This window comes from Paenibacillus lactis, from assembly GCF_017873605.1.
Taxonomy (GTDB): domain Bacteria; phylum Bacillota; class Bacilli; order Paenibacillales; family Paenibacillaceae; genus Paenibacillus_AQ; species Paenibacillus_AQ lactis.
Genome location: NZ_JAGGKI010000003.1, coordinates 438,445 through 456,168, shown reverse-complemented (window position 1 = coordinate 456,168; position 17,724 = coordinate 438,445). Strand labels below are relative to the sequence as shown.

The window sequence follows — 17,724 nt, the reverse complement described above, 5'->3', positions numbered from 1 at the left end:
GAATCATTTTTTGAAGAGCGCGTGGAAAAAAAGAGCATGCGTCCTATATATACGCGCCGATGGGGGAAAGCATTTCAATTATTTTGTCCATCCACCACGGGGATGCGTCCTTGCCCAGACCTTTTTCTTCTATAATATAGAGATGGTTGAATAGAGCTCCCGAGGGCTCTATGATCTAAATATGAAATAAACCTATTGCAAACCGGATGACAATCTGGTAAAGTAAATTTTGACCAAATGACCAAAAGTGTATTTCGGTCAGCTTTGAGAAATCGGACGAAGTGCGCTTATTACAGGAGGAGGGGTTGGCATGTCAGCTGTGGACCGTCGGAAGCAAGTGCTTGATGCGGCCTCCAAATCGTTTGCCTTGTTCGGCTACAAGGCGACGACGATGGAACAGGTGGCGAAGATCGCGAATGTGGGGAAGGGCACGATTTATACGTTTTTTACGAATAAGGATGAGCTGTTTGACGAGATTTTGCACTCGGCGATCATGGAGATGAAGCGGATGGCCGAGCGGGAAATCCGGGAGGACAGGGAATTCTTCGACAATCTGTATCGTGTGCTGGATGTCCTTCTGGAGTTCCGGAGCGAGCATGAGCTCTTCATTAAGCTCTCGCAAGAGGTAAGAGACATCGGGACCCCTAAGGCGCATGAAGGATTGACCAAGGTAGAGAACGGGATTGTCGGCTATTTGAAGGGGATTGTGGAACGCGCCATGGCAAGCGGCGAGATCAAACCGCTGGATGCCCAGGTGGTATCCTTCGTCATGCTGAAGCTGTACATTGCCCTTACAACCGATCTCAACCAGCTGCATGCCCCCCTGAGCAAAGAGCAGATCAAGGAATATATGATGGTGTTTCTGGCTGACGGGTTAAAGACCTCGAAGTAAGAAATAGAAAGGGACTCCTTTCTTGGTCTGCCGCATTTAGGAGACCTTCCGTTCACGGATAAGATCATAAGATCAGCGGGTGAATGAGGAGGTCTTCTTGGATCGGTCATTTTTTTTCGTCTCGACTGACCAAATGAGCATATTGGTCATTATGTACTGGCTTGCCATGTAATACCTCCACGAATGTGGAGCATGTCGGCATGCAACACCGTTATTTAGAGAAAAAGGGGAGAGACTCCGATGAAGTCATTATCTGTATTTGCAAAAGACATCGGCGCGGCGCTTCGTAATCCGAAAATTCTGATTCCGATCATCGCCGTGCTGTTCATACCGGTGATGTACAGCGGTATGTTTCTTGGGGCCTTCTGGGATCCATACGGGAAGATGGATGATCTTCCTGTCGCCGTCGTGAACAACGACCAGGGAGCCGTATTTGAAGGCAAGGAGCTTCAGGCAGGTAAGGACCTGGTAGCCGAGCTCAAGAAGGGTAAAGATTTTAACTGGCAGTTCGTGAACAAGAGCGAAGCCGAACAAGGAATGAAAGACAATAAGTATTACATGACGATCACCATTCCTGAGAACTTCTCGCAGCAGGCGACGACGTTAATGGATGAACACCCTCAGCCGGCCCAGATCGTATTCGAGCCGAATGAGGGCTACAACTTCCTCGCCGCCCAGATCGGCGGTACGGCAGTGAAGGAAATCCAGTCCAAGGTATCCCAGAAAGTGACGGAGGCCTATACGGAAACGCTGTTTGACCAGATCGGCAAAGTGTCGGATGGTTTGGGTGAAGCCGGAGACGGCGCATCCAAGCTGTCGGAAGGCGCGATCAAGCTTGATGACGGAGCCGTGAAGCTGAAGGAGAACCTGGCGAAGCTCGTTAGCGGAACCCAGGAGCTCCAAAACGGCTTGGCCCCTCTGACTAAAGGCGTCCAGGAACTGAACAGCGGCGCCGGCAAGCTTAGCACGGGGGCAGGAACCCTGTCCTCGGGCTTGGAGCAGCTGAAGAGCGCTCACGGCCAGCTTACAGCCGGGGCCGAGCAGGCAAGCAAGGGCGGCGCGAAGCTGCAGGCCGGGATTGAAGCTGCGGCAACGGGCAGCGCGAAGCTGAACGAAGGCCTGCAGGCCAACCAGGCCGGTGCCGCGCAGCTGGCGGCCGGTGCGAACAGCGCTGCGGAGGGCAGCGGCAATTTGAAGGCAGGGCTTCAACAATCGCTTGAAGCTGCGGCTTCCCTTGAGCAAGGGGCTAACGCGGTCGCAGACGGCCTGAAGCAGCTTGCGGAAGGGAACCCTGAGCTTGCGCAAAGTCCGGAGATGCAGAAGCTGCTGGCTGCCAGCCAATCCGTTGCTTCCGGTACTTCACAGCTGAATGCAGGCCAGAAGAAGCTGGCCGAAGGCGCAGCAGCCCTGGATCAAGGGGTGCAGCAGCTGAATGCGGGAGCGGGCAAGCTCAGCAGCGGTGCTTCGGAGCTTGCTGCAGGCGGCAAACAGCTGGCATCCGGCGGTAAGGAGCTGCTGGCCGGCGCGAAGCAGCTGAATGCAGGCCAGACGCAGCTGGTTGACGGCATGAAGCTGTTTGGCATGAAGCTTGGCGAAGCGGCAGCCGGAGGCAAAGAGCTCGCAAGCGGCGCCGCAACGCTGGCGCAAGGCACGCAGCAGCTGGCAGGCGGAGCAGGCAAGCTTGGCAGCGGCGTAGGCGCGCTGGCCGACGGCTCGAAGCAGCTGGACTCCGGCGCTGGTCAGCTGGTCAGCGGCATGAGCGAATTGAAGGACGGCAGCGGAGAGCTGGCCGGCAAGCTGAACGAGGCTGCCGACAAGACGGGCGATATCAAGACGACGGACGAGACCGTCACGATGTTTGCCGGACCGGTGCAGATCGATGAGCACAAGGTGAACGAAGTGCCGAACTACGGCACGGGCTTCGCGCCTTACTTCCTGTCGCTCGGCTTGTTCGTCGGGGCCTTGATCTCGACGATCATCCTGCCGATTCGCAACTCCTCCGTGCCGGATGCATCCGGCTGGAATCGATTCGTCAGCCGCACGCTTTCATTTGCCGGCATGGGCATGCTTCAGGCGCTGCTGGCGGTCATCGTCATGCTCTATGGGCTGAAGCTTGATGTACAGAACGTACCGCTATTCTACCTGTTCTCCTTCGTGACGAGCCTGTCCTTCATGTTCCTGGTTCAGGCGTTTGTCACTTGGCTGGATCAACCGGGACGCTTCGTTGTCATCGTGATTCTGATTTTCCAATTGACGACGAGCGCAGGTACCTTCCCGCTGGAGCTTATTCCGGACTGGATGAAGGTGCTGAACCCGCTGCTGCCGATGACGTACAGCGTGAAGGGGTACAAGGACGTCATATCGACGGGCAATTTCGACGGCATGTGGAGCAATACGGGCGTGCTGTCTGGATTCGGCCTCGTATTCCTGGCATTGACCGCCATCTACTTCCTGTCGAATCGCGGTGTTAAGAAATCGGTAAATACCGAGAACGCAGTATCGGCATAAGATGAAAGCAGTCACGCAGGCTTAGCTTAAGCCGAAGGGTTGGCAAGCTTGAAGGCACAAACCATATGCTGACGGGATAACCCCCTAAGGGTAAAGCAAATACTTCAGCGAAAAACGTAAAGCGGCCATCCAAACGATGAGCTAAAAGCGCGATAAGCAGTATCCACAAGGGGCTTTCCAAGGTCATCGGACCTGGGGAGCCTCTTTTCTGTGCTTATGATTTCACCGGGCGTCTATGGTCTGAACGCAAAGTGAGGCATGTAAACGGGTATGGAGGGTATTCGGAATGTTATATTTGCATTATTTTTTGCACTATTCTACATGATTTCGAACATCTATCTATCACGCATTTTCTTAAAAGTAATTCTTATCATCTTCATAAAAAGTTTGAATTGCCCCCATCGTATGACGGTGATACAATAATCTGTACTAATTAATCTAACGTATCAGGTAAGGAATAACCTTTGTCCATTTTGCACTAAACTGCATCATTTCTAATCGGTGTTCTTGCTTCAGCATGGTGATCGATGCAGGGTCGTATGCTTTTAGTTCATTCAGCCGCATTTTATTCTATAACAAGAAAGGTTGCATTCTATGAAACATACCGATTTTCCCCAGAAACAGGGCCTTTATGATCCGCAGTTTGAAAAAGATGCGTGCGGTATGGGCTTCATCGCCCATATCAAGGGCAAACCGTCCCATGCAATCGTCAGCAATGCGCTTACGATGCTTGCCAACATGGAGCATCGCGGCGGTCAGGGCAGCGAGCCGAACTCCGGCGACGGCGCGGGCATCATGCTGCAAATCCCTCATGCCTTCTTCGCCGAGGAAGCGGCGAAGCTGGGCTTCGAGCTTCCTGAAGCCGGACATTACGGTGTTGGGATGCTGTTCCAGTCCCATGACCCTGAAGTTCGTGCCGCGCATGAAGACCGGCTGGCAGCGATTATTGCCGAGGAAGGCCAGGCGCTGCTCGGCTTCCGGGATGTTCCGACCAACGACGAGATGCTCGGCAAATCCGCGAAATCGGCAAAGCCGTATGTCCGTCAGGTGTTCATCGGACGGAGCGAGGACATTTCGGATGATCTTGCTTTTGAACGAAAGCTCTATATTATTCGCCGCCGAGCTGAGCTGGCGATCCGTTACAGCGGCAAGCCCGAGGGCGACAGCTTCTATGTGTCCAGCCTGTCCTGCCGCAAAATCGTTTACAAAGGCATGCTGACGACGGAGCAGGTGGGCCAGTTCTACCTCGACCTGCAGGAGGAACGCCTCGAATCGGCCATCGCGCTGATTCACTCCCGGTTCAGCACCAACACCTTCCCAAGCTGGGAGCGTGCGCATCCATACCGCTTCATGATCCATAACGGCGAGATCAACACGCTGCGCGGCAACGTGAACTGGATGCATGCCCGCCAATCTCTGTTCGAGCACGAGCTGTTCGGCAGCGATCTGGAGAAAATCAAGCCGATTATCAACCCCGACGGGTCCGATACCGGCATGTTCGACAATACGTTTGAATTCCTGTATCTCAGTGGACGCTCCCTGCCGCATGTAGCCATGATGATGGTTCCTGAGCCTTGGAGCAACCATGAGAGCATGGATGAGACGAAAAAAGCATTCTACAAATACCACAGCACCCTGATGGAGCCATGGGACGGCCCGGCGGCGATGGCCTTTACGGACGGCGTCCAGATCGGCGCAACGCTGGACCGCAACGGTCTGCGTCCGTCCCGTTATTATGTAACGAAGGACGATCTGATCATCCTCTCCTCCGAAGCGGGGGTATTGGATATTCCGCCGGAGAACGTCCTGTACAAGGACCGTCTGCGTCCGGGACGGATGCTGCTTGTAGACACCAAGGAAGGCCGCATCATCTCCGACGAGGAGGTCAAGGCGGCGATCGCGGCCGAGCTGCCGTACGGGGATTGGCTGGAGGAGCATCTGGTCGAGCTTCATGATCTTCCGGATGCGCCGGAGGCTCCGGAGCCGAAGCACGAGAACGTGCGCCAGCTTCAGCAAGCCTTCGGCTACACGTACGAGGAGCTGCGCAAAGTTCTGGAGCCGATGGCGATTACCGGTGCCGAAGCCATCGCTTCCATGGGATACGATGCGCCTCTGGCGGTGTTGTCCGAGCGCCCGCAGCGCTTGTTCAATTACTTCAAGCAAATGTTCGCCCAGGTTACGAATCCGCCGATTGACGCCATCCGGGAGGAGCTGATTACCTCGACCGCCACGACGATCGGGCCGGAGCGGAACCTGCTGAAGCCGGAGCCGGAGAGCTGCCGCCATATCCTTCTCGATTCGCCGGTGCTGTCCAATGAGGACTTCGCGAAGCTGCGCCATGTTCGCCGTCCGGGCTTTAAATCGATGACGATTCCGATCTTCTTCCCGGCGGCCGAAGGGGCCGAGGGGCTTCGGAGAGCGATCGATACGATGTGCGAAGCGGCGGACCGTGTCATCTCGAAGGGCCATAATATTCTGATTCTGTCCGACCGCGGCGTCGACAAGGACAATGCGGCCATTCCTTCGCTGCTTGCCGTCTCGGCGCTGCATCATCACCTGATCCGTCAAGGGACGCGGACCAAGGTTGCGATTATGCTGGAATCCGGCGAGCCGCGGGAAGTGCATCATTACGCGCTCCTGCTCGGCTACGGCGTGAGCGCCGTCAACCCGTACCTCGCGTTCCAAACGCTGGACGATATGATCCGGGAGGGCATGCTTCGCGGCATTTCCCATGAGAAGGCCGTGAAGAACTATATTAAAGCGGCTAGCAAGGGCGTCGTGAAGGTTCTGTCCAAAATGGGGATCTCGACCATCCAGTCCTACCGCGGCGCACAGATTTTCGAGGCGGTCGGCCTGAAGGAAGACTTTGTCGAGAAATACTTTACCCGCACGCCTTCCCGCATCGGCGGAATCGGGCTTGAGGAGGTCGCGCTTGAGGCGCTGGCCCATCATGAACGCGCCTTTAGCGATAAGGACGGCAATGATAAAGTGCTGGATTCGGCCGGTGAATACCAGTGGCGGGCTGACGGGGAAGAGCATCTGTTCAATCCGAGAACGATTCATTTGCTGCAGCAGGCGGTACGTACGGGCGATTACGCCACCTACAAGAAGTATGCCGAGCTGGTGCAGGGCGAGAACGAAGCGCATCTGACGCTGCGGGCTCTTCTGAAGCTCAAGCCAGCGGGCGCACCGGTTCCGCTTGATGAGGTAGAGTCGGCTGCGTCGATCATGCGCCGCTTCAAGACCGGCGCGATGTCGTTCGGTTCCATCAGCAAGGAGGCCCACGAAAGCCTGGCCATCGGGATGAACCGCATCGGCGGCAAGAGCAATACCGGCGAGGGCGGTGAAGATCCTGCACGCTTCGTGCCGGATGCAAACGGCGATTCCCGCCGCAGCGCGATCAAGCAGGTGGCATCGGGCCGCTTCGGGGTAACGTCCAACTACCTGGTGAACGCGGACGAGATCCAGATCAAGATGGCTCAAGGCGCGAAGCCGGGTGAGGGAGGACAGCTGCCTGGGCGTAAAGTATATCCTTGGGTGGCTGAGGTTCGCGGCTCCACGCCGGGGGTTGGCCTCATTTCGCCGCCGCCGCATCATGATATTTATTCGATCGAGGATTTGGCGGAGCTCATCTATGATTTGAAGAACGCGAACCCGCGTGCGGACATCAACGTGAAGCTGGTGTCGGAGGTCGGGGTCGGCACGATCGCTGCAGGTGTGGCGAAGGGCCGGGCGGATATCATTCTGATCAGCGGTTACGACGGCGGCACAGGCGCTTCGCCGCAGGGCTCCATTCGCCATGCCGGCATGCCGTGGGAGCTGGGGCTGGCGGAAACCCACCAGACGCTGATCATGAACAACCTGCGCGACCGTGTCGTGCTGGAGACGGACGGCAAGATGCTGAACGGACGCGACCTCGTTGTGGCCGCTTTGCTCGGGGCTGAGGAATACGGGTTCTCGACGGCGCCGCTCGTGGCGATCGGCTGCATCATGATGCGGGTATGTCAGATGGACACCTGCCCGGTCGGCGTAGCGACCCAAAATCCGGAGCTGCGCAAGAACTTTACGGGAGACCCGGAGCATGTCGCCAACTTTATGCGCTTTGTCGCTGAAGATATGCGTGAAATTATGGCGGAGCTCGGCTTCCGCACCGTGGATGAAATGATTGGGCGCACCGATTGCCTGGATGCCGTGAAGGCCGATGATCATTGGAAGAAGAAGGGCGTCGACATCTCGGCGCTGCTGTATACGCCGGAGCTTCCGGAAGGCAGCACGCGATATCGCTCCCAAAGGCAGAACCATGGGCTAGAGCAGACGCTCGATATGCGTTCCCTTCTGGAAGCCGCCCAGCCTGCGCTGGAAAGCGGCACTCCGGTGGAAGGCACGTTCCCGATCACGAACGTGGATCGCGCCGTAGGCACCATTCTGGGCAGCGAGGTCACGCGCAAATACGGAGCTGCCGGATTGCCGGAGGACACGATCCGATTCAGCTTTACCGGATCGGCTGGTCAAAGCTTCGGCGCATTCGTGCCGAAGGGAATGACGCTGACGGTAGAGGGCGATGCCAATGACTACATCGGCAAAGGCCTGTCCGGAGGCAAGCTCATCGTGAAGCCTTCTCCGAAAGCGACCTTTAAAGCGGAGGAGAACATCATAGCCGGAAATACCGCATTTTACGGAGCCACCGGCGGCGAAGCTTATATCCGGGGAATTGCAGGCGAACGCTTCGCGGTTCGTAACTCCGGCGCTAGCATCGTCGTAGAGGGCGTAGGCGACCACGGCTGCGAATATATGACCGGCGGCCGGGTGGTCGTGCTTGGCGAGACGGGACGCAACTTCGCGGCCGGGATGTCGGGCGGCGTCGCTTACGTCTATGATCCGGAAGGAGCCTTCGTCCAGCGCTGCAACCTGGAGATGGTGCTGCTTGAGCGGGTGGAGGAGCCGAAGGAGAAGGACATTCTGTTCCGTATGATTCAGCAGCACTCCATCCACACGGACAGCGTGCCTGCCCAGCAGATTCTCGGGGAATGGGATGAGGCGGTTCAGCGCTTTGTCCGGGTCATTCCGAAGGATTACAAGCGGATGCTGCAGCAGATCGAGAAGGCGGAAGCCCAAGGCTTGGCGGGCGAAGCCGCGCTGCTTGCTGCGTTCGAAGCGAATATGAAAGAGTTGGCTCGCTCCGGCAGCTAAAAGGCCTATAAGACTTTTTACGTATAAAAAAGCTGCATTGTGTTCTTTAATCAGAATACAATGCGGCTTTTTTTCATATATAAGAAAACGGTAAGGCTGCACTGCACACTAGTACATGACGAAGGGGCGGCGAACCTCAATATTCGACAAAAATAGAAGCTTTGTCGGAGGACAATGCTTCCACCAGACGACACCATCATAAGGAAGGGTCCGCTATAATATTGGTAAGTAAGTTGTTTGTCGGTGAATCGTACATAACAACGTTGAAGAGCAGTAAGGGATGGATTAGGGAATATAGTAGATAGGAGAGTCGTTTAAGAAAATGAGTATGGACAAGGAGAGAAGCTCAGGAAGCACCGAGCAGAAGCTTGACCGACCGAAGACGGATCTGGACATTCACAAGCTCATGATCCAATTAGGAATCCATCCTGAAAAATGGCTGCAGGCAAAGGAGCGTCAACAAGGACAATAACACGGTCAACATATGTGAATACTGTTGCACAAAAATCCCCGGCGGACGGATCGATAGGATCAAATCCGCCGGGGATTTCGTTGATTTGCCGGGCAGGCGGCAAATGGGAATGGAAGAATAAAGCCGGGAGACCCCTTATTTCATGGAGCGCTCCATTCGCACAAAAGCGATGAACCGCTTGGCTTCTTCCTCCGTCAGCTTGCGACCGTCGATCGTGAGATTAAAGCGCTCCAGCAGATCGTCGTCGGAAAGCTCCAACTGGTCGACAAACTCACGTACCTCCGGCTCCAGGACTGCTTTGGGCAGTGCCGTTCGTCCGATGAGATAATCTATCGATACGTCAAAGAGGTCTGCAAGGCGGGTCAATGTTTCAAAATCCGGTTTGCGCCGGTTTTTTTCATAATGGGATAGTGCCGCACGAGTGATTCCGACAGAAGCAGCAAGCTCTTCTTGGGTCCATCCCCGCTGTTCGCGTAATTCAGAGATTCGTTCTCCGTAGTTCATATGCATTGATCCCCCTTTCGATGGAGTGTTTGTATCTATAGAAGCTGATTGCATCGATCTGTCATCTAGATGCCTGTGACCGAAATTATGGGAAAATCGGTATTATGCGGTTGACTAGATACAATATGTATCGTATTATGTTGAGTAGTAATGACAGATACGATTCGTATCTGCAAATCGGTCAATGGGTGACATTTAGTATCATTTTATCCAGCAAGGAAACGTCCCATACCAAAAAAATCGATAAGGGATGGCGGAGATATCTTATCATGTTACACGAACGGCAGCACCAAATCACCGTTAGCATTCGCCTGCTGCGAATCGGAGAGATGACCATTCATGGGAAAAGCCACCCGGTTACTCCGCTTGAGCTGGTTCCGAATGGGCTGGTATTCCTATGTCCGTGGAAAATCCCAATACAATCTAATGTTTTACTCGGTTATGTGATTGACGATCGGGTGGACCATCTTCTGTTAACAGGAACTCTTGAGGATCGGGGGCTCTTTCAAGGTCATTATATGTACCGGTTGGAGTTTGAAGCGGACCGCGAACAGAAAAGCCGGATCATCGGTATGCTGAACAGAATGATGCTCCAAGAACTCCAGCCAAGCAGGCTAAAATTGTACAGCTGAAAAAATACCGGACATCCCAGACATGACCGCTGACAAAAAAACTTATGACTTAAGATGTGATATACGAACTTCGGCTCATTGTTATTCTACTATATTTACGATGCCCGGTCATTAGTTCTTTTACCTTAAATCAGAGCGTCCTATATGGCGAAAACCTTGACGATTTAGCTCGTAACGGCATTTACATGACCCATGCGAACTACTCTCCCGATACCCCTTTTTGGCGTGAATCATGATTGATTCAGCTATAATCCACGCAATGCTCCTCCTCATAATACGACAGAATAAGTTGCAAATCGACAGATTTCGAGCGAGGCATTTTGTTATTGTATGTTGGTCTTATAATCGTGGTGATTTTATTAGGAGGGCAGCTTCGAAATGAGAATATGGAGAAAATGGTGGGTGTGGCTGCTCATCGTTCTTGTGGTTGTCCCTGCGGGTTATATGACGTATGTGTACCAGTCCATCAAATCGACAGCGAATCAAATTTACGAGGAACGAGAGGAAGGATTGCCGCCGGTAGTGCCAGTGTCTACTGTCGATCAGAATGTCCCCGTCAAGCCGGATAAATTGAAGAATGCGGATCAGCCGGTCCCGTTTACGGTGCTTATGCTTGGGGTGGATGAACGACCGAATGACAGGGGGCGCTCGGATACGTTGATGCTGATGGCCGTGAACCCTGCCAAGGGCTCGATCATGATGTTCAATGTTCCGAGAGATACCCGAACGAGCATCGTCGGCCATGGCAAGGTTGACAAAATCAATCATGCATACGCCTTTGGCGGTGTAGATATGTCGATTCGTTCGGTCGAGAACTTCCTTCAGTATCCGATTGATTATTACGTTAAAGTCAATATGGAAGGCTTCTCGCAGATCATTGATTCCCTCGGCGGCGTAACGGTACGCAACCAAATGGAATTTGATTATGCGGGCTATCATTTCGGCGAAGGCATTCTGAAGCTGAGCGGGGAGGAGGCTTTGGCCTATTCACGGATGCGTTTCGAAGACCCCAAGGGAGATCTGGGGAGAAACGCTAGGCAGCGGGAGATCATCAAGGGAATCCTCGATAACGCGATGAGGATAACGACGGTGTTCAAGCTCGAGGCCCTGCTGGATGATGTCGGGGGCAGTGTCAAAACGGATATATCCTTTGATGAGATGAAACGGTTCGTCACCGATTATCTTCAGAAGCTGGATCGGATCGATCAGGTGGAGATCCAGGGGCGCGGCCAGACCATTGATGGAATATGGTACTACATTGTCGATCAGAACGAGAAGGAACGCATTCATTCTCTGCTTAGTGATTTTATGGGGGGCTAGGGCGCGTGTCCTTATCTCGTCGCCTTAGTCAACGAAGAGGTTCATGAGGAAAAGGAGGTGCAGGTTAACTGCCTCACCGCCGTTTCCTCTTTTTTATTCGGCAAAATAGGAGCGCTTTCATTGGAAGCCGGATGCTTGGTCCAGCCTGCCTTGTTCCTGTATTCCATCCTCTCTTAGCCGGAAGCTAGCGTCCGATAATTTTATCGATCGTGGTCTCGAATATGTCCGCTAGACGCGTCAGCGTCTCCAGATTGGGTTTTCTTCGGTTTTGTTCGTAATGCGATAGGGATGCACGGCTAATTCCTATTAACTCTGACAGCTCTTCTTGAGTCCATCCTTTCTGTTCCCGCAGTTTCGCTATGCGAGATCCATATGTCATTCATATTCACCTCACTACACTCATCAAGGATTTTAAAGAAATCAATGACTGCTTCTAGGTTTATCATGATACAAAATGTATCCTAAAATAGCAATATCGTCAATACATATTGTATCAAAGTGTTAAAAATGAAACAAATTGTATCAAAGAATATCGCGAGCCATTTTTTTCTGTTTTATTTGACAAAGGTCAGCATATTTTATAATATGGATACAAAATGTATCATAGTGAGATGAGCATAACAGCTTATGAATCCCGGAAAGGAGATGACGGGATGAGTGAAGGGTTGATGTATTGTGTCAGCTGCTGCCGAATACTGCCCGTGATGGAAAGCTACACTTTGTATAGAACCGGATTTTATAAGCATAATGTCCCTGCGGGGATGTGCAAGGAATGCCAGGCGGGTTTATCGGAGGACCGCAAATAGCATTGCAGGGTTACTGGGGTTGAGGGGATTGGGCTGGAAGTTGAAGCTTGGCATAAGGCCTGTTATGACTGCGCACATTTAGTCTTTTGCTCTGGTATTGTATAATGGGCATGTTTCAAAGGATAGGATACCAGGGCAAAGGAGAGTAGATGATGCAGCAGGAACCGCTTGTAAGGCTGCTCGGCGTGACGAAGAAGATATCGTCCAAGGTGCTGGTGGACAACGTAACCTTTGATATACCGCCGGGCCAGATCTTCGGATTTCTTGGGCCGAACGGCGCGGGCAAGACGACGACCATCCGGATGATGGTCGGGCTGATGTCCATCACGGAGGGGGATATCGTGATCGGAGGCTACAGCATCCGGTCGCACTATGAGCAGGCTGCCGCATTGATTGGGGCCATCGTCGAGAACCCGGAGATGTATAAGTATCTGTCGGGGTATAACAATTTGAAGCATTTCGCCCGGATGATGCCGGGAATATCCGAAGAGCGCATCCGCGAGGTGGTGGAGCTCGTGGGGCTTGAGCATCGAATCCATGACAAGGTTCAGACCTATTCACTCGGGATGCGCCAGCGGCTGGGCGTGGCGCAGGCCCTGCTTCATCGGCCGAAGCTGCTCATCCTGGACGAGCCGACGAATGGATTGGATCCGCAGGGGATCCGCGAGCTGCGCGACTACTTGCGCAGATTAACGCGGGAAGAGGGGACGACGGTGTTCGTTTCCAGCCACCTGCTGTCTGAGATGGAGCTGATGTGCGACCGCGTCGGCATTATCCGGCACGGCCGCCTGATCGATATCCGGCAGCTTCGGAGCGCCGACGGGCAGCGGACTGCCGAGGAGACTGCCTTTACCGTTCATGATGCCTCTGCGGCTGCGGCATTGCTTCAATCCTTCGGGGCGAAGACCGAAGGGAATAGGGTGATTGTCCGGGGCAATCCGGAGACCGTCGCGGATATCAATGCCCTTCTGGTTGAAGCGGGAATTCGCGTATTTGCGATACAGCCGGTAACCGAATCGTTAGAGGATCAGTTTTTGGAAATGACGGGAGGGGATCGCCATGTGGAGTAGCTTTCCCAATCTGGTCGCCAATGAGAATATGAAAATCTATTTCCGCGTAAGGACCTGGATCATGCTGGCGATCCTCGTGTTTTTCAGCGCCGCGATGCCGGCGATGCTGTATGTAACGGGGGCTGCGATGGACGCATGGACCGTTTTTACATGGACGGAGAGCTTTACGCTCTACCTGAGCGCGATCTTCACCGTTGTCATTGCCGCTGACATCGTAGCCGGGGAGTTTGCGGCGGGGACGATCAAGCTGCTGCTGATCCGCCCGCTCCGGCGGGGGAAAATATTGATGTCAAAATGGGTCGCCGTCCTGCTGTTCATCCTGCTCTGTGCCGTCCTGACAGCCGTGGTCGGCATCGCGCTGTCACAGCTGTTCTTCGCGGGCACGGGCGGCCTGGGCTCCGGTTCCGGAGCCTCATCGATGGTAAACTCATTGCTGCTGCTGCTCACCGATACGATCCAGCTGGTCATGATCGCGCTTGTTGCGTTTATGCTGTCAACGCTGTTCCGGTCGGGCAGCCTCGCCATCGGCATCTCGCTCCTGGTCTTGTTTACGAAGGATCTGTTCGGCTTTATGTTGAACCCGGATAAATACGTATGGGCGAAATACATCCTGTTCCTTCATATCGACCTGAGCGGATATATCCAATCGCCGATCGGTCCAGGCGGGGTTTCTCTCAGCTTCTCCATCTTCATTTTGGCCGCGTACAGCCTCGTCTTTCTGCTGATTACCTGGTGGGCCTTCGCCAAGCGGGATGTTGCCGCGTAGACACGCGAGCTGATGGAAGTTCTCGTTCGGTCATCCATATTCTGCTGTGCATTAGGGGAAAAAATAAGAGCTCCTTCGGCCAAGTGAATGGCGGCTGAAAGGGGCTCTTTTGCTTGGAGGGCCTTGGAGGGTAAGGGAGCGGTAGGCAGAGGATCCGCCCTGCCGGCAAGCTGAGCTTCCTGCAGGAACGTCGTTTCTCGAAGCCGCGCGCAGAGGCTGAAGGCCGAGGCTCGCACATCCGCCGAGTCAGCCTGCTTCCGGCTGCTGCATCGACGGTGCGGCCTCCGATTGCTCCGATGCGGCACCTGCTGCTTCCGCATGCTCCATCCGGCTGGCCCCGTTAAGTAATCCGCCTTCCATGATAATCAGGGAACCGGCGTAGACATCGCCGTACATCTGTCCGCTCGGGGTTATGGTCAGCTTGCCCTCGGCAATGACGTCCCCGTATACCTTCCCGGCTACAATGACCTCCTTGGCGGAAATATTGGACCGGCACGATGCGCTCTCGCCAATGGTAACGCTGCCTTGGCTTTCAATCGATCCGTTAAACCGGCCGTCGATCCGCAAATTATCCTCGGACTGCAGCACGCCCTCAAACTCACTGCCCGGGCCAATCAAGGAATCGATAAGATGAGCAGATGCTTTGCGTTTCTTTTTCTTCATAATCTGTTGTCCTCCTTACCAATCAATTAAATTTCTGGATTATTGCACATAACGCATAGGATCGACGGTCTCGTCGTTTTTGACAACCTGAAAATGCAAATGGGGCCCTGTGCTGCGACCTGAAGATCCCAGCTGGCCGATGATCTCGCCCTGGGCAACCTGGTCTCCGACCGAAACGCTCAGCTTGTTCAGGTGCATATACCAGGTCTCAAGGCCGTTAGGGTGCTTAATCACGATGTACAGCCCTCGTGCGCCGCTGCGCTCTGCCGCGGTAACCTGGCCGCTCCCCGCCGCATAGATCGGGTCGCCGATTTTGCCGGCAATATCGATACCGGCATGATAGGCGGACCGGCCGGTGAACGGATCGCTGCGGTAGCCGAAGCTCGAGGTCAGCCTCCGCGAGTCAGTCGGCCACAGCGAAGGAAGGCCTTCCCGCCGCTCCTGGGTTTCCTGGGCTTGGTCCAGCGTTCGCGGAATATGGCGCTCCAGCTGGGATAGCAGCTGCTGGATTTCCTCGAAATCATCCCGAATGTCGCTCGCCATATCAAGCATTTCGTTCTCATGAACGGCAATGTATTCTCCGCCGACATGCAGCTGCGCGTCATCGGACATCGAGGATGTCGGCGTGCCTGATAAAGACCCGTGCTTCTCGATGAATTGCTGGAGCTGCTGCTCCAGCTGCTGAACGCGTTCCATCTGCGCCTTCGTTTCTTCAGCCTCGCCCGACAGCTGGATGATGGCTTTGTTCAAGCGCTCGATGGCTTCATCTTTGTCGCTGACGGTCACTTCCATCTTCAAGGCTTCGAGGCTCTTGAGCGTCAGCTGCTGCTCCAGAGTCGAAATGGTCTGAGCCGATTGGATCTGCAGCGACACGATCAGTCCGGCGATCGACAATACCGCGGCTGCTGGCACCGCGATCATGAGAGGCTTGGACAAATGAAACTGCTTGACGGAATGCTGGGCATCCCGGAGCACCAGCAGGGTTAAGCGTTGGTTACGGTGCGCGGTTTTCATGGCATCTCCCCTCCATTCATGTTTAGTGGGTATAGCATCCTCCGCAAGACTTGGCCAGCTCCTTATCTTCTATGTATTCTACTCTTTCGAAAAACATGTCAAAAATGAGATGTAAACGTATATTATTCAAGCAGGTGTGACATTGGGTAATTGAATAAATACATAATTAATTGGTCAAAGCTGTAGTTATCTGTCTTTATTTACGCTACTTATTCACGATAGCTGAGACGCCTAGACCAGCAATGTCTGTTTAAAAGAAAAGACCACTATTATTTCCGTTAGGAGGCTGCCGTATGGTGTGGCTTCTGCTTGTTCTCATTGTGTTTATTTTGCAAATGGCAGCGGTGCTGCTGCTTGAATTCCGCAATCCTTCCAAGACGGTTGCATGGATGTTTATTCTGTTCTGTCTCCCGCTGCTGGGATTCGTGATCTATTTTTTCGTTGCACAGGATTATCAGAAGCGTCTTAAGATTCGCCAAAAAGGTTCCCGGCTGTTTCGGGAGATGAAGGAGCATTTCTGGGACCGGGCGGCTGTCGTCCTGCGCAAGGAGGATATGAACAATCCCGGCTTCCATCATCATGATCGTCTGTTTAATCTGTTAAAGCATTTATCCGAAAGTCCGATCACGGGCTGCAACGAGACCCGTGTCTTAACCGATGGCAAAGAGACCTATGATGCGATGCTCAAAGCGATGGAGGAGGCCAAGGATCATATTCATGTAGAGTTTTATATTTTCAGAAATGACCGGATCGGTACGAAGTTTCAGGATGTGATGATCCGTAAGGCCAAGGAAGGGGTCAAGGTGCGTCTTGTATGCGACGGGCTGGGGAGCTATAAATTGAAGAAAGCGTTCATAAGGCGGTTTAAAGAATCCGGGGTTCAGTTCTATTTCTTCCTGCCTGCCATGGTATCCATGTTCAGCCGCAGAATCAATTACAGAAACCACCGGAAGATCGTCGTGGTGGACGGTACCGTCGGATTCCTCGGCGGCATCAACGTCGGGGATGATTATCTCGGGGAATATCCGGACATGGGCTACTGGCGGGACACCCATCTGCAAGTAGAGGGAGATGCGGTCTATTTTCTGCAGAGCGTATTCCTGCACGACTGGAAGCTGGCATCCGGCGAAGCGATCTCGAATCCGAGCCTGTATCCCGAGCACCACTGTACCGGGAAGGAGCAGGTGCAGATCTTGAGCAGCGGTCCGGATACGAGCTGGAATGCCATTCATGAGATGTGCTTTGGGGCCATATCGGTTGCCAAGGAGCGCATTTGGATTACATCGCCGTACTTCATTCCGGATGAAGGGCTGTACGAAGCGTTGAAGACGGCGGCGGTAAGCGGCGTCGACGTGAGGATTATTATTCCGGATCATGCGGATTCGCGGCTCGTCAAGCTGGCGTCGCTGTCGTACGTGGAGGAGCTGCTGGCGGCCGGAGTGTCCTTTTATGAGTATGAAAAAGGGTTTATCCATGCTAAGGTGCTGATCGTTGACGAGCTCCTTGCCTCCGTAGGCACGGCAAATATGGATATGCGGAGCTTCTTCTGCAACTTCGAGCTGACGGCTGTGATGTTCGACGAGCAGCCGATCCATCGGCTGGTATCGGATTTCAAGGAGGACCTGAACCACAGCAGAGCCATCGAACTGGAGACATTCCATGCGAGGGGGAGATGGCAGAAGGCAGCCGAAATCTTGTGCCGGATGCTGTCCCCGTTGTTATAGCCTCCATTACAGACAGTATTAAAGTCAGCTAATGATGGAATGACATGCATATAGAGGTTGATCTTTGAAAATGGTAGTAGCGGCTTTCATTAATATGATAGAATATTTATAGGAGTGCCGCTAATAAATATACAGTAGCTGAGGTTCATAATGAACGGGGGAG

12 protein-coding genes and 1 pseudogene are annotated in these 17,724 nt (G+C 53.7%); 9 read left to right on the top strand and 4 right to left on the bottom strand.

What is annotated here, in order from left to right:
- The first annotated feature begins 310 nt into the window (after window positions 1-310).
- The 4 genes from J2Z18_RS07735 to J2Z18_RS07720 all read left to right on the top strand — a co-directional run bounded on the left by J2Z18_RS07735 (window position 311) and on the right by J2Z18_RS07720 (window position 9,062).
- Window positions 311-892 carry a TetR/AcrR family transcriptional regulator gene (locus J2Z18_RS07735; protein WP_028405882.1) on the top strand — a complete coding sequence of 194 codons (582 nt, stop codon included), beginning with the start codon at window positions 311-313 and terminating at the stop codon, window positions 890-892.
- 240 nt (window positions 893-1,132) lie between these two features.
- A complete protein-coding gene (locus tag J2Z18_RS07730; protein WP_210094510.1) occupies window positions 1,133-3,400 on the top strand; it encodes a YhgE/Pip domain-containing protein in 2,268 nt (755 codons plus the stop codon).
- 594 nt (window positions 3,401-3,994) lie between these two features.
- Window positions 3,995-8,590 carry a glutamate synthase large subunit gene (gene gltB, locus J2Z18_RS07725; protein WP_007132314.1) on the top strand — a complete coding sequence of 1,532 codons (4,596 nt, stop codon included), beginning with the start codon at window positions 3,995-3,997 and terminating at the stop codon, window positions 8,588-8,590.
- A gap of 322 nt (window positions 8,591-8,912) precedes the next feature.
- Window positions 8,913-9,062: a hypothetical protein gene (locus tag J2Z18_RS07720; protein WP_007132315.1), complete on the top strand. Its 150-nt coding sequence runs from the start codon at window positions 8,913-8,915 to the stop codon at window positions 9,060-9,062.
- Window positions 9,063-9,197: 135 nt separating this feature from the next.
- Here the strand turns inward: J2Z18_RS07720 and relB (J2Z18_RS07715) are convergent, their stop codons facing one another.
- Window positions 9,198-9,566, bottom strand: a complete 369-nt coding sequence (gene relB / locus J2Z18_RS07715) for a type II toxin-antitoxin system RelB family anti-toxin (protein ID WP_007132316.1) — start codon at window positions 9,564-9,566, stop codon at window positions 9,198-9,200.
- 269 nt (window positions 9,567-9,835) lie between these two features.
- Here relB (J2Z18_RS07715) and J2Z18_RS07710 point away from each other — a divergent pair, with 269 nt between their 5' ends.
- Window positions 9,836-10,198 (top strand): YceI family protein, encoded by a 363-nt coding sequence (locus J2Z18_RS07710; RefSeq protein WP_138919355.1) that lies wholly within the window; start codon window positions 9,836-9,838, stop codon window positions 10,196-10,198.
- A 378-nt stretch (window positions 10,199-10,576) separates the two neighbouring features.
- Window positions 10,577-11,518 (top strand): LCP family glycopolymer transferase, encoded by a 942-nt coding sequence (locus J2Z18_RS07705; protein WP_007132318.1) that lies wholly within the window; start codon window positions 10,577-10,579, stop codon window positions 11,516-11,518.
- A 187-nt stretch (window positions 11,519-11,705) separates the two neighbouring features.
- Here the strand turns inward: J2Z18_RS07705 and relB (J2Z18_RS07700) are convergent.
- Window positions 11,706-11,897, bottom strand: a pseudogene (gene relB, locus J2Z18_RS07700) (type II toxin-antitoxin system RelB family anti-toxin); the annotation flags it as partial.
- A 579-nt stretch (window positions 11,898-12,476) separates the two neighbouring features.
- Between relB (J2Z18_RS07700) and J2Z18_RS07695 the strand changes: the two are divergent.
- Window positions 12,477-13,394, top strand: a complete 918-nt coding sequence (locus J2Z18_RS07695) for an ABC transporter ATP-binding protein (RefSeq protein ID WP_083832673.1) — start codon at window positions 12,477-12,479, stop codon at window positions 13,392-13,394.
- Window positions 13,384-14,160, top strand: a complete 777-nt coding sequence (locus tag J2Z18_RS07690; RefSeq protein WP_210094509.1) for an ABC transporter permease — start codon at window positions 13,384-13,386, stop codon at window positions 14,158-14,160. The genes J2Z18_RS07695 and J2Z18_RS07690 overlap by 11 nt, the downstream gene beginning before the upstream one ends.
- 246 nt (window positions 14,161-14,406) lie before the next feature.
- Here the strand turns inward: J2Z18_RS07690 and J2Z18_RS07685 are convergent, their stop codons facing one another.
- Both J2Z18_RS07685 and J2Z18_RS07680 read right to left on the bottom strand, forming a co-directional pair.
- Window positions 14,407-14,823 (bottom strand): bactofilin family protein, encoded by a 417-nt coding sequence (locus J2Z18_RS07685; RefSeq protein WP_007132323.1) that lies wholly within the window; start codon window positions 14,821-14,823, stop codon window positions 14,407-14,409.
- 39 nt (window positions 14,824-14,862) lie between these two features.
- Window positions 14,863-15,837 carry a M23 family metallopeptidase gene (locus J2Z18_RS07680; RefSeq protein ID WP_007132324.1) on the bottom strand — a complete coding sequence of 325 codons (975 nt, stop codon included), beginning with the start codon at window positions 15,835-15,837 and terminating at the stop codon, window positions 14,863-14,865.
- A 293-nt stretch (window positions 15,838-16,130) separates the two neighbouring features.
- Between J2Z18_RS07680 and cls the strand changes: the two genes are divergently transcribed.
- Window positions 16,131-17,561, top strand: coding sequence for a cardiolipin synthase (cls, locus tag J2Z18_RS07675; protein ID WP_007132325.1), 1,431 nt, complete (start codon window positions 16,131-16,133; stop codon window positions 17,559-17,561).
- The last annotated feature ends 163 nt before the right edge of the window (window positions 17,562-17,724 follow it).